At 34.4% G+C, this 13,569-nt stretch carries 13 protein-coding genes; 9 read left to right on the forward strand and 4 right to left on the reverse strand.

The genetic code is table 11. From position 1 onward, the window contains the following. Positions 1 to 1,029, reverse strand: a complete 1,029-nt coding sequence (locus tag IWX83_RS15150) for a hypothetical protein (protein WP_196830922.1) — start codon at positions 1,027 to 1,029, stop codon at positions 1 to 3. A 27-nt stretch (positions 1,030 to 1,056) separates the two neighbouring features. Further along, positions 1,057 to 2,184: a hypothetical protein gene (locus tag IWX83_RS15155; protein WP_196830924.1), complete on the reverse strand. Its 1,128-nt coding sequence runs from the start codon at positions 2,182 to 2,184 to the stop codon at positions 1,057 to 1,059. A gap of 387 nt (positions 2,185 to 2,571) precedes the next feature. Between IWX83_RS15155 and IWX83_RS15160 the strand changes: the two genes are divergently transcribed. The 9 genes from IWX83_RS15160 to istB all read left to right on the forward strand — a co-directional run bounded on the left by IWX83_RS15160 (position 2,572) and on the right by istB (position 9,324). Then, a complete protein-coding gene (locus IWX83_RS15160; protein WP_196830926.1) occupies positions 2,572 to 2,967 on the forward strand; it encodes a single-stranded DNA-binding protein in 396 nt (131 codons plus the stop codon). A 37-nt stretch (positions 2,968 to 3,004) separates the two neighbouring features. Further along, positions 3,005 to 4,066 carry a DUF932 domain-containing protein gene (locus IWX83_RS15165; protein ID WP_196830928.1) on the forward strand — a complete coding sequence of 354 codons (1,062 nt, stop codon included), beginning with the start codon at positions 3,005 to 3,007 and terminating at the stop codon, positions 4,064 to 4,066. Between the two features lie 48 nt (positions 4,067 to 4,114). Further along, positions 4,115 to 4,321, forward strand: a complete 207-nt coding sequence (locus IWX83_RS15170) for a hypothetical protein (RefSeq protein ID WP_196830930.1) — start codon at positions 4,115 to 4,117, stop codon at positions 4,319 to 4,321. A 4-nt stretch (positions 4,322 to 4,325) separates the two neighbouring features. Continuing rightward, a complete protein-coding gene (locus IWX83_RS15175; RefSeq protein ID WP_196830932.1) occupies positions 4,326 to 4,865 on the forward strand; it encodes a prtrc system protein e in 540 nt (179 codons plus the stop codon). After that, positions 4,859 to 5,077: a PRTRC system protein C gene (locus tag IWX83_RS15180; RefSeq protein WP_196830934.1), complete on the forward strand. Its 219-nt coding sequence runs from the start codon at positions 4,859 to 4,861 to the stop codon at positions 5,075 to 5,077. Before IWX83_RS15175 ends, IWX83_RS15180 begins: the two co-directional genes overlap by 7 nt. A 56-nt stretch (positions 5,078 to 5,133) precedes the next feature. Next, positions 5,134 to 6,225 carry a hypothetical protein gene (locus tag IWX83_RS15185; RefSeq protein ID WP_196830936.1) on the forward strand — a complete coding sequence of 364 codons (1,092 nt, stop codon included), beginning with the start codon at positions 5,134 to 5,136 and terminating at the stop codon, positions 6,223 to 6,225. Further along, a complete protein-coding gene (locus IWX83_RS15190; protein WP_196830938.1) occupies positions 6,222 to 6,860 on the forward strand; it encodes a PRTRC system protein B in 639 nt (212 codons plus the stop codon). The genes IWX83_RS15185 and IWX83_RS15190 overlap by 4 nt, the downstream gene beginning before the upstream one ends. A 161-nt stretch (positions 6,861 to 7,021) precedes the next feature. Continuing rightward, the gene (istA, locus tag IWX83_RS15195; RefSeq protein WP_066082785.1) at positions 7,022 to 8,569 is read left to right on the forward strand and encodes an IS21 family transposase; all 1,548 of its coding nucleotides are present in this window, start codon (positions 7,022 to 7,024) and stop codon (positions 8,567 to 8,569) included. A 17-nt stretch (positions 8,570 to 8,586) separates the two neighbouring features. Then, complete coding sequence (gene istB / locus IWX83_RS15200) at positions 8,587 to 9,324, forward strand: IS21-like element helper ATPase IstB (protein WP_066082786.1); 738 nt, start codon at positions 8,587 to 8,589, stop codon at positions 9,322 to 9,324. Between the two features lie 107 nt (positions 9,325 to 9,431). On the opposite strand, the gene IWX83_RS15205 is transcribed toward istB, so the two are convergent. Further along, positions 9,432 to 12,410, reverse strand: coding sequence for a hypothetical protein (locus IWX83_RS15205; protein WP_196830940.1), 2,979 nt, complete (start codon positions 12,408 to 12,410; stop codon positions 9,432 to 9,434). A gap of 247 nt (positions 12,411 to 12,657) precedes the next feature. After that, complete coding sequence (locus tag IWX83_RS15210; RefSeq protein WP_231380061.1) at positions 12,658 to 13,224, reverse strand: hypothetical protein; 567 nt, start codon at positions 13,222 to 13,224, stop codon at positions 12,658 to 12,660. Positions 13,225 to 13,569: the final 345 nt, after the last annotated feature.

Consider the following 13,569-nt stretch of genomic DNA (forward strand, 5'->3'; position numbering starts at 1 on the left):
CTAGTATCTATATTTTTTCATCACCGTATAGGTTGATTTTATGATTTCCTCTTTAGTATATTTTCTTCCAATTTTCTTTTCATCAGATGCCATTTCTTTCTTTATCTGTTGTTTGATTTCTTCTGGCATTTTATCATCTTTGCCTCGTAAGGTGGCATGTAATTTGTCAAAAAAATCATCCAGACCATCAGCATAAACATCTCTTAGTCTATTTACAATCTTATGAGTATACTCAGTGAAAATTGTATTTTCAAAAGGTTTGATCATTTCTTTACTTCCTGAAATATTCACAGGAGCATCCAAAATCAAATCGTTTATTCCGAAACAGTCAATTTTGTCCAACTCATCAAATTGGCCGTTTAAACTCATGACTACTACAAATTCGTCTATATATAGACATAAAGAATAGAAGAAATCAGGGTGGAATAAAAGCCATTTTCCCTTTTGCGGATCACAGTTGTAGCATCTGATAATTTTATAAGCTATTCTTTTTCCCGTATCGCTCCCGCAAAGTAATTCCTCATCTAATTTTACGGTTTTTGCAGGCAGAAATGAATCTAATAAGACTCTCAGGACTTCGTTTTGTTCTTCGGTTAACCTAACACCGTTTTCTCCATGTACAGAGATACGCCAGAAAATACTAGCCCAGAATAAAATTCCTTCAGAACTGCTGATTCCTGATTCGTAATTGTTTGCATCTAAAGTTTTAATGGTCTGTGAATACTTACTCTCAATTTCAGAAAGTCTTTCCTCACAATCAGAACATAAGAAGTAATCTACTACCAGTGGATGCTGATTATTATCAATATCTTTTTGAGTTATTTCTCCAAATGTTTCTGCAAGGCGTTCCGGCTGTACAGCCCTTCCAAAATGAGATTTAGAGGTTAAACTACCTATTTTGTAGCCTATTTCATAATCTCTTCCGGTTTTGTTGTCAATATTTTCTATTCTTTTTAAAAGAAAATGCGGCACAATATGTGACCCTTTTTTATCGGCATCATTCATTTGACATAGGTTGCATTTATCCATTTTTGGCTGTTTATTATATTTCTTTGTTTAATCTTCCTTTAAAATTTTACTAATTAATTTGTATGATGCAAAATATTCTACATCAACGTCTAGATAATCTTTCATGCGGTTAAGTTCATCCAATACAGTCTTGTTTCTGCATTTTGCTTTGATAAAACCGCTGAAAAAATTAAATTCCTTTGGTAATCTTCTTGTAGATAGTTTGCCAAGCTCATAGTGATAACTTTCTTTTTTTCTACCTGGTTTAGTCTTTACATTAATATTCATCAAATTAAATTTATCATCGAAAATCGGAAGTTCAATATGATCATCATCTGAATAAATATTCTGGTTAAAAATAGAAGTGCAGTTTTCTTGTATTTCAGCAATACGTTTTCTTAAATCAGTCATAAATGATTCGTAAACAATTGAGTATCTTTTGTGCTGGTTTCTTTTTTCATAGATTTCCAAAATGGATTTTTCGTCATACAGAAATGTGTTATCCAAGAAAGGTTTTAATTTTTGGGATATTACTTTAACCAGTGATTGAAACGCAATTCGATCAATTGAATTATCAAGGGAATTAAGTTCTTCTGAATATCTTGATAAAACTGTTTTCAGCTTTTCAATTATAACATCGAAATAAGTATTTAGAAAAGCGGTATGCCGGTCGATAATATCCTTAGTCCTCAGTTTAATAATTTCAGCTTCAAAATCATTATCAGCATGATATCTTAAGTATGATATCTTGTCAGGAGAACGCTCATATCCAAATAAAGTAGAAGATATTATTCTTCCATTTAATTTCCTGATAGGATGGCCCACTAACTCATTACGAATTTCCCTATTAATTGAGTAGTTAATATCCAGTTTTAATTCACCTTTAAGGATATTGGTTTTAAAAAGAATAAGCATCTCTTCAATGAAATCTTGCTGAACATATATTGCTTGTAAAAAACTGATGTGTGATGCAAAATTCTCAGAATGCTCAGTTGAGTTTTTTTTCTCAAAAACAATATCAAATGTATCTGTAAAATATCCTAAGATATCACCGAAGTAATTATTTTCAGCCTCTTGAGAAAAATTTATTTGGTTTCGGCAGAATTTATTGTCCCAAATGAACTCATTCCATATATCACCAATTATGTTCAGTTTATCTTTTACTTGATTTTCCATATTTATATTTAACCCTCAGTTAAAACCCTTGTGGCTGGCACTAAATTAAGCTTTATTTCGACTTTGTCCAAGATAACTAAATACAGGTTTCTGTAATTTTTTTTCTATCAGATATCAATTGCTATTATTCCAATACAGTAAAGATTAGTTTTTGACAGCTTTCACTCGAAACGGACTAAAAGGGCAGCTAAGATAGTGGCTTAAGGATGTTGCAAGCGCATAATGGCTACGTTGCACTCACCACCCTTCGGGACTTATAGCTCTTCACACCCTTAAACCACTTATTTCTTGCTTTCTTTTTTCCCGTTTTTTGTTTTTGAAAATAATTTTTACGGAAGTGAGGGTTAGAGAGAAAGTAAATAATAGTAATCATTAAAACTTAAAATTATGGAAATCACAGGGCGTTTAACAGCAAATTCAGTCGTTCACAAAGTGAGCAACGACAAACAAGTGGTCAATTTTAGCATTGCCATCAACGACAATTATAAACCCAAAGGTAGCACCGAAGTAAAGGGAGTAGTAACCTATATCAATTGTTCTTACTGGCTCAATGCAAAGACAGCCGAGTGGCTTAAAAAAGGAGCGCTCGTACAATTGTTTGGACGTATCGGGTTGAATGTGTACAGCAACAACGAGGGCAAAGCAATAGGTAGTCTTACGTTTCACATCAACAACATTAAAATTTTGACTTTTGCAAAAAAGATGGAACAGGCAGAAAACGGTGCAATACATTCGTCAATACAGGTAACAAAATCGGAAACAGCAGACGACCTGCCTTTTTAATCCAAACAATATACGAATCACTTAAAATTTTAACATCATGGCACACAATATAAATTACAACAAGCAAACAGAGAAACACAGTTTTTTTAGTACAAAGGAAAAAGCTTGGCACAATTTGGGTCAAATCGTAGACGACTACCCAACAAGCGCAGAAGCAATCAAATTCGCAGGATTAGACTATGAAGTAGAAAAACGCAAGTTATTTACGTCCTGTTCAGAGGGAATCAATTTGGATAACGAAACAACCCACAACAAAATCGAAGTGCCAAATTACTTCAGTACCGTGCGCACGGACAACGATACCATATTGGGTGTGGTCGGTAAAGACTATCAAATCGTACAAAATAGGGATGCTTTTTCTTTTTTCGATAGCATCGTGAGTGGTGACGGGATTTTATATGAAACCGCAGGAGCATTGGGCAAAGGAGAACGCATATTTATAACTGCTAAACTGCCTGATTATATTCGGGTCGGTAACGATGATTTAATTGAAAAATATCTTTTCCTCACTACTTCCCATGACGGAAGCGGAAGTATAACAGCAGCATTTACGCCAATACGCATTGTATGCGCCAATACCCTGAATGCCGCTATGAACAACAAAACCAATACGGTACGCATTCGCCATACCTCCAATGCCAAACAACGTTTGGAACAGGCTCACAAGGTTATGGGTATATCGGATATGCTGTCAGTACAAATGGAATCCATTTTTAATCATTGGACAAAAGTACGCATTACAGATAGTGAAGTAAAAAAACTGATACAGTCCGCCCTCGTTCCTAATAAGGAGACTCTCAAAACCATACAAGATGGTAAAGAAGAGGAACTATCTACTTGTTTTGTAAATATGGTAGATAGTGCTTTTGAATATGCCATGAGTGACCCCACACAACTCATGGACACAACAAAAGGTACTGTCTTTGGAGCATACAACGCAGTCACAGGATATTTTCAAAATGTTAGAAATTACAAAGACGATGAAGCCAAACTAACCTCTCTTTTGATGGGTGGCACGGGACAGATACGCACGCAGTCTGCTTTTAATCTCTGCTTGGGGTTTGCCAATAAAGGTTCGGACGTATTAATAGTTAATTAACCAATTGGGACAGGCAGTAACCTACCTGTCCTTTTAAATCGTTGCATCATGATACAAGTAGAAGATAAAGAAGGTAAAATTATGACCGTTACCAATTTACCCGAAGCGGTACAACAGGCAGACTATTTCAGAAATTTTGCCCATACGGACAAACTCTTTGAAAAGTTTGATAAAGAACGACAAGCGTATTGGCAAGACCTGTACGAAAAGTTAGTAGCAATTAATGATTTAGATGTAGAACAAACTAAAGAGTAAAACAATGGAAACCAATTTTTTTAAATCCATTCTAGCCTTGCAGGTAGCAGGGAACTGGAAAATAAACATAGCCAAAGAAGATACAGACAAACTTATTGTATCGGTATTGTTTTTTAATGACAGTATTGGCGATGATGCCCGTAAAAAAGTACCGCCTATTTTGCTAAAGGGTACAGCGGAGGAACTCGACAAAGGATTTTTTGAAGCTATTGAACAGCCTGTAAAAGATACTGCACAGCTTTTTGCCAACATGGAGCAATTCCTAAAAGAAAAAGAACAGGCAAAAGTAAGTTCCCAAATGGAAAAAGACAATGTTCTAAAAATGGGTAAAGAAAAAACCGAGATGCAGAAACAATACGAAACAGCCATGAAGAAAGCAGACGAACTTGAAACAGCAGGTAAATTTAAAGAAGCATGGATGAAAGTGCCCCGTGCTGACCTGTATCCCGAATATAAGGACATTATTCACGCACGTAAAGCAGAACTCTCCGATAAGTTTCCCATCGACCTTTTTAACGACCCTAAAACCGAAGAACTATGTTAATAGCTACCACCTTAGAGCGCATCTTTATCTTTAGGGATAAAGAACAGGATATTAAACTCGCTGACCCATCACCCTCATTCAGCCCCGAAGCGGTTTTGAACTTTTATGCACAGACTTATCCGATTTTGACAACGGCAACTATAGAAGGTCCTGCAATAAATGACGATGCGGTTCAGTACAAATTTGTATCACAAATCGGCACAAAAGGATAAACCATGAAAACGAAAAACACAACAGGCAGTATCAAATTGCCTAAAAATAAAAAGCTATGCAAACTATATCAGCAACTAGGAACATGGGCAGAAAACACAAACCGATTGCCCGATGCGCAAGAAGTAAAGAAAAACAGGAACAGTTCTGCACCGTTGGAGTTATTGCCGATGGTTTTTTAAGGCATTCCTTTTTGCCGTTATTCGAACAGGACGAAAAATTACCAAGCCAATTACAAGCGGAAATAGTATTTTTCAATTCACTGTCAATTCTTAAAGGGACATATCAGTTAGAGGAAATAAACTTTGTAAACAAACCGTATCCGTACAATATCCTTTTGACGCATGAACATATTCAAAAACAACTCAGAAAAACAGGTCAGAATATTGAACTCACAATCCTACAGGATGACAAGGGAATTATAAAACTGGCAACCAATCATACCTATAACACAGATACAACACTGTATTATATTCCTGTTCTGCCTTTATACAGACTCTTACAGAATAAAAAGCAGAAGCAAATCGCCGAACTGTTACTGTCTGTATTTGCATATTGCTACCATATTGCAGGAATTCCATATTATAGAGAAAACAACAGTTACCTTTTTTATCAGTACGAATGTATGGAGGAATGGCTCATAAAGGATTATGAGAATGATGAAATCGGAAAAAGTAATAATGCAATTTCAGAATTTAACGAAGCTACTTATTGTGGGGATGTGATGTTTCGCAAAATATACAACCCCTATCATTTGAACTGTTTCCAAAAACGAGTAGACAATTATAAACCGAATACCTCTTTTGAAAAGGACTGTTTAAGCGTTGCGAAAAAAGCATTGGAATTATTACGAGAATATCCTAGCGATACTATTTTTAGAAATACCTTCAATCGGGAATTTGAATATGATGACGGGGTCATCAAAGCAGAACAGTACATTTCCTTTATAGCCGACAGCGACGGATTACTGTACGACAATATCGCCCGTGTAGTCAATGACGAGTTCAATGAATGCTCCGAAATGGAAGAACCTACTTTGCTACAAATCTATGATGCCGAAAACCAACCATTTAACAAGGGCCTGGATTTTGAATACAGATTATTTCCTTTAATCAATGATTTATGTACCCTTTTAAATAATACACCATGAAAGATATAACCACACTATTCGGAGCATTATACCATCCAGTAAAAGCCTTTGTAATCTATCAGAAAAATAATACTGACAAAACTATTTATGTAGAAGCCTATGACATGGACAAAAATGGCTATCCTATCAATGCGCATCCTTTAAACGGTAAAGAAAGTGCTGATCTCGCAACTGCGTTGGACACTTCTGACGAACTTGCATGCAAATTTTTAAAGCCATTGGGATTGCTTCCTAAAAAAGTGCTGTATATTAATCCCGACCATGATGGCTATGCGATTTGGTACACGCCTGCACAAAAAGTAAATTTGTTTTTCGTGGACAGTTTAGCCATTACAAACGGCAAAGCATTTGTACCACCCTTGCTCTGGAAAGCCTCCAAAAATACCTTATACATTTATGCAATGGACACAGACTCCGAAATAAATGAACAGACTTCCTTATTCCATGCGCCCTTTTTTAATTTATATACAGATGGTAAGGTTTGTATGGGCACTGTATTGATTAGTATAAAAACGGATTGTCTTTTGGAGGAGTTCATACAACAATGGGAAGAGTATTTTTTCAACAGTTATTTCAGTCATCTGATTGGAGATGCAAGTCCTGTAAAAGGAAACTGGAAAAACCGGTCAAATTGACCACCCAATTCCAGTGCAAATTGACCACCAGTTTCGGAGCAAACTGACCACCACTTTCCAGTTCAAATTGACCACCTGAATTTGAGGTAAAATTGGACATTAAAAACTACTGACTTTTTCATGTTGTTAGCACCATACATTCGTTTAAAAAAACACGGATTATGGCAAACAAAATAACAGACATGAGTAAAATTAGAAAAGCAATTAAATTCTACTGTAACGGGAAAAGTAAGTTATTCATAAGTAAGTACTTATCTCTTTCCAGGAATACAGTAAAGAAGTATATTTCTTTATTTGAAGTGCTAGGATTAAGTTTTGAAGTAATTAATGAAAAAACAGATGCTGAGTTAGAACTTTTGTTCTCACACACTACCGTGGAATCAATCAGTCCCAAACTGCTGATTCTTTATGATTTTTTTCCTAAAATGGAACGCGAACTAAAAAAAGTTGGCGTTACCATACAGCACATGTGGGAGCAATATATTGCCCTAAATCCTAATGGTTACAGGAGCTCGCAATTTGGACATCACTACAAAACATGGAGCAAACGAGTCAATCCAGTGATGCACATTAACCACAAATCGGGTGATAAAATGTATGTGGATTATGCTGGAAAAACACTCTCCATTATTGATAAAGACACGGGAGAAATCAAAGAAGTACAGTTTTTTGTAGCCATATTGGGAGCCAGTCAATATACCTATGCAGAAGCTTCTATGAGCCAACAAAAGGAAGATTTTGTTACATCGGTAGAAAATGCTATGCGTTTCTTTGAAGGCACTCCTGCGGCAATTGTTCCGGATAATTTAAAATCTGCAGTGATAAAAAGCAGTCGTTTTGAACCCACAATTAATGAAACCTTGGCTGATTTAGCCGAGCATTACCAGACTACAATCTTGCCTGCCAGGGCTTATAAACCAAGAGATAAGTCATTGGTCGAAGGAGCTGTCAAGATATTGTATCGAAGGATTTATGTAAATCTAAAAGAAACTAAATCCTTTTCTCTGGAAGAATTAAACCAGCAAATATGGGATTTATTAGATGCTCATAACAGTCGAAAACTCACAGGACGCCCGTACTCTCGTATAGAATTATTTTTAGAAGATGAGCAACAAAAACTAAGTCCATTACCACAAGAACGCTTTGAAATCAAATACCAATCCTTTGCAACAGTGATGCAAAACGGACATGTTCAATTAAGTCAGGACAAAAATTACTACAGTGTTCCCTATCAATACGTCAAGAAAAAAGCGAAACTATTGTATACCAAATCAACGGTAGAGATCTATCATAAATACAATCGAATAGCCATCCATCCAAGGAATTACAAACCGTATATCTATACCACAATCCCGGAACATATGGCTAGCACGCATCAGTTTGTAGCCCAGTGGAGTGCTGCCCGCTTCATTGATTGGGCCAGTAATATTGACGAGTCAGTAGCAGAATATATTATGCAAATAATTGAAAGTAGAAACCATCCTGAACAGGCCTATAAAAGTTGCTTAGGAATATTAAACTTCGAAAAAAAGGTAGGGAAAGAACGATTAATAAATGCCTGTAAACGGGCACTTGATTTTAAAATTTACAATTTTAAGACCATTCAAAATATTTTAGAAAACAACTTAGATCATATTGGCTTTGAACAAGAACCCGAGCAAGAACTCCCTATTCACGGTAATATCAGAGGAAAACACTATTATAATTAAATTAAAACACAGTAATCATGAATGAATCTACAGCAACAAAAATGAAACAAATGAAGCTTTACGGCATGCATAATGCTTTTAAAACTGCCATTGAAAGCGGAAAAACCGACCATTACACACTCGATCAGTTTGTATCGATGCTTATTGATGCTGAATGGGATGAAAGGCACAATCGGCGTATTGCCCGCAGTATCACCAATGCCCGATTCCATTACAAATCAAATATTGAAAGTATCAATTTTGACCAAACCCGTAATCTGGATCGAAACACCATACTACGACTGGCAGAATGCGAATTTGTCGAAAAAAATGAAAACATTTTAATCACGGGAAGCACTGGTGTAGGCAAAAGTTATTTAGGCACCGCATTAGGTTATCAAGCCTGTATCCAAGGTTTTAAAGTAAGTTATTTTAATACTTCGAAGCTGTTTGCTAAATTAAAAATGGCCAAAGCAGATGGTTCTTACCTGAGAGAATTGGCCAAAATTGAACGGCAAGATGTTATTATATTAGACGATTTTGGACTCCAAGCTTTGGATAGCAGTAACCGAATTACCCTTTTAGAGATCATTGAAGACAGGCATAATAACGGTTCTATTATTGTAACCTCACAAATCCCAGTGCAAGGCTGGTATGACATCATTGGAGAAAAAACCATAGCTGATGCCATTTTGGATAGGCTGATACATCAATCTCATCGACTCGAATTACATGGAGAATCTATGAGAAAAAAAAGAGGGATAAACAAAGGGTAATATTTAGGTATATTTGAATACTAATTAACAGATGAAAAAGAGTAGTTTTTAATGAAAAATGGGGTGGTCATTTTGCTCCGGAATTGGGTGGTCATTTTGAATTGGAATCAGGTGCTCACTTTAAATTGGAATTGGGTGGTCAATATCACTGGAATTTGCACTACAGCTATCCAGCTATTAATTAATTTTTCAAATTTCTTTCTGTTTTCTATACTTAATGAAGTATTATTGTATCGTGGATAAGGCTTCATTGGCACCATTGACTTGCCTAATTTTTCTCTTAATGCTGAAAATGTTTGAACTTCATTATTTCTTTTATTTGGATTTCCTTCTAAAATGGACTCAATAATTCGGACAATACTTTTAGACCATTCAATTGCAATTTTCCGTATTTCCAAAATTTTATTTTGCCATTGAAATGCAGAGTTTTCATCATAGTTCCTGCTAATTGTATCAATCCAAATGTTGCTGTATGACGATTCAGATGAATCTGGAATATATTCTGGGCTCATACTTTTGTTGGCATCGCTTTTAATAATACTAATCATTTGCTCCGTTGGAAAAGGAAGTATTATTGCTTTGGTATTATATTTTTGATATAATGGTAGAAGAGCATACACACTTTCTATTCTTTTTACACTCTCTTCGTTACTAGGCAAACCTGCTTCCGTATCATAAATATATTCAATATTAATATTGTTGCCCTTTTCAGTAATACTTATAGAATCAGTTGATTTTCTAAGATAGTTTATAACAGATTGCTTATTTTCTTGAATAAACCTTTTGTAAGCAATTGGATTAGATAGATGCATAAATTGAAAAAGTGCCTTTGTTTCTGTAATAGACATATTTCTTAATGCTTCGGAAAGAAATTTTATGTCAAATGGAAATAGTAATTTTAACCCTATTTTATTATACCATTTTGCTAACTGGCCAGTACCTGTATAGGATGATTTGGATGAGAAAGAGTTATTAATTTTTGGTAATAAAGCTGTTGCTAAAATACTGATGTCACTGTCTTCAAAACTGTATTCAGGCAGCGCTTTAACGAGTTCGGCTTGTTTTGAAATATTTTCTGTAAATTGACTTGGCATAATTTTTAAAAGCTCATCAAAAGTGTCAATTTTTTTGCCAGGGATAGTATGCATAAGGAATAAGTCCAATCCGCCTGTATTAAATGCCTGATCAAATTTTTCCTTATTCTGGAGCCAGTATTTCTGGGGTGCAGCGTGTGAAACTCCATTTAATGCGTAAACCATATCCATATAGGAACCATGCCCTAAAACTTCAGAAATATTGTTATAAAATTCTTTGCATGCATCTTTTCCAAGCAATAATGGAACATTTTGAAAGAAATTCTGTCTGTCCTGCTCATCTAATAGTTTATAAAGAGTAATAAAAGTATCAGAAAGTGGAATTGTGCTGTGTAAAAGTTCAAGTAAATGAGAAGAACGGATAGGGTGGAGCCCTTCAATATTTTTATTATCAAAATTAAGAAAATATTCATTTTGAAGTTCACGCAAGACCTCGCCACGATCCTGATTAGAAAAAGTAACAGACGTGTCAATGTGATGAATTAGATTTTTAGTTCCTATTTTTAGTTGAAGACAATCAGCCGCAGATACGATTCGAAGTATTTCAGTTTTAGCAGCAGGACTTCTGTCATCTTTTAGTTTTTTAATTTGTGTAGCAAGACGTTCCTTTATCATTTCGCCACGTGTCAGTAAATAAGTATATTCAATTAAAAGACCTTTTTCAAAGACCTGTTCCCATATAGGTTGCCAGTTCTTAATTTCATTATGGAGCTTTCCTTTTTGTTTGAATTGATTATAGATATCTTCGGCTTCTTCTTTACCAATGCTGATGTCTACTGGTTGGAGACTTATAGTGGAAATATCGGCTCCGTATCTTGACCAATCTTCATGACGTGATGTGATAACATAGCGAACTGGTAATAATGATTTACGCTGAATCAACATCTGCCAGTTTTCCACTTCAATATCTAAACCATCTATAATTATAATTGGGAACTCTCCCAGTGCAACTCTTGATTGAAGGAATTCCATAGTTGAATTGGCCTGCTCCCAGGTTTTTGAGCTATGGAGCTGATAAATATTATACTTCTCCTTAAGAATATAGCCAACCTGCCATGCTAAAGTTGATTTTCCTTGTCCACTTGAAGATCGTATAATAACAGCATCATTAGTTTTTATAGCTTCAATAATTTTTTTCTCCCAAAATTTTCTTTGAATTGGCAGGCCATTTGATATATGATAAGGTTTAGCAGCTTTACCGTCATAATAGCTTAGTAAGTCAGAAGTGGGGGCATTGGAATAATCAACATGTTCAATCCAGTTATTTTTTACCGCTTCATTTTTTACTGCTTTGGAGTACGATTCCTTTACATCTTCAAAAAGACTAAGCACATTTAAATGGTTGATATTTTTGCGTTCTTTAGACCATTGTAAAACGTTATTTATTAAGGCATTTACAAATTGTCTTTCAGTACCGATATTAATATTCCAATGTTTAAATAAAAGTTTTGTAATACTGTTTGAAATTTCATCAAATGAAATTTTTTCGAATGAAATATTATCAAAAAAAGCTTGTAAATCAAATGGAGTATTATAATAACCATTTAATTTTAATTGCCAATGCTGTAGTGAGTTTGCTGTGAGTTTCTTTTCAAATAGATGTCTTAAAGCACCGTCTGCTACTTTGAAATTGTAGACGAGTTTAAATTTACTTGAGCTGTCTGCTACATATACTTGGAGAAAATTCTGCAGGACACCCATAGTCCAAAAGTCACCAGCGTTTAATTTATTATCAGAAGATTTTAACTGTATAAACTCCGAAGTACTTACTGTTAATTTTATTTGCTTGTGATCTAGGTCTTCAAGCCCCTCAAGTGTTATACTTTCATTTCCAGTGTCGTCATATAGATTTTTAAGAATGAGATGGCAGGTGTACAGAACCTGATACTGAACGCCTCGGAAATTTATGGCTCCACCATTCCTTTTTTTTAATAGGGTATCTAAATCTTCTATTATATTAAAAGTTGTTACTTTGTTGTTTTTAGCTTGCATAAAAGATTGACTAATTAGTTAATGAAAAGTCTGACAATCCTAAATTTATTGGATACTTTGGACTTTCTTATAACACTGTTGGTTTTTAAATCTAAATGGTGTAATTTGTATTTTAAGTTATTATTTGTATCTTACTTGTTATAAATTTAAAGTAATTATAAAATTAATCAAATAAAATAAGGTGCGAAATTACCTTATTAAACAGCTCTACCTACACAGATGCATCAGCTTTAGTTTTATGGCTTTTTTAGACGATAAACAAATATTTGTTATCATCTAATATTTTTAATACTTCTGCGATTTTATATGGCTTTGATTTGTGATTATAATATAATTCTTTTATATCGTTTTTTATTTTGTTTAAGTAGAACAAATCCAGATTTTGTACTTTAAGTTTCTCAGAGTCTATTCCGTAAAGAAGTTCTAATGTTTTTGTACAGATTAATTCATCATTTGTTTTGCAAATACTTACTATAGTTTCTGAACAGATTCTTACAGGTGAATAATGATCACCGAATAATTCCTCAATATTTGGAGTGGATAGGCATAAATCAAAAGTGCTGACCAGACTTACTAATGCCTTTGATTGGCTAAAATTTTGCCATTCTTGATTTCTGAATACAAACTCTCCTTTTACATTATGATCAATCTGATTGTGTATTAAATTATAATATTTTTCAAAAGCATCGTCATAATTTAAGCTGATCAGCTTTCTTATGATTTCCTTTTCGGTATAAATATCATTGGCTATTAGGCTCAAATATTCCTGAGTCAAAAAGGCTTTGGCAATATCCTCCTTGTTTTCTTTTGTCAACAGTTCCATAATACAATCATAGAGAAATCGATTGGTTTCTTTGTTGTTTTCAAAATTATAATTTAGAAATTCTTTTAGGGTTATTAAATCCTTGCTGAAAAAGTTTTCTATTATTTCCCCTGCATAGTAGTAATTTCCATTACTTAAGAAAGTATTTATTTTTGATTTTAAATCCAGGTTCAGATCTTTTATGTTGATTTTATTTTCCCGGCAGTATTTTAAATGATTGCAGAAATTTTGTGGAGAAAGTTTCAGTACATGACAAAAATTATATTTCGCTGTTAGTCAGTAAAATACGAGGTAAGTATTAGGAAAAGAGACCGGTATTTTGTAAATTATAAGATT

Source organism: Flavobacterium sp. CG_9.1 (genome assembly GCF_015751645.1).
Lineage (GTDB): Bacteria > Bacteroidota > Bacteroidia > Flavobacteriales > Flavobacteriaceae > Flavobacterium > Flavobacterium xanthum.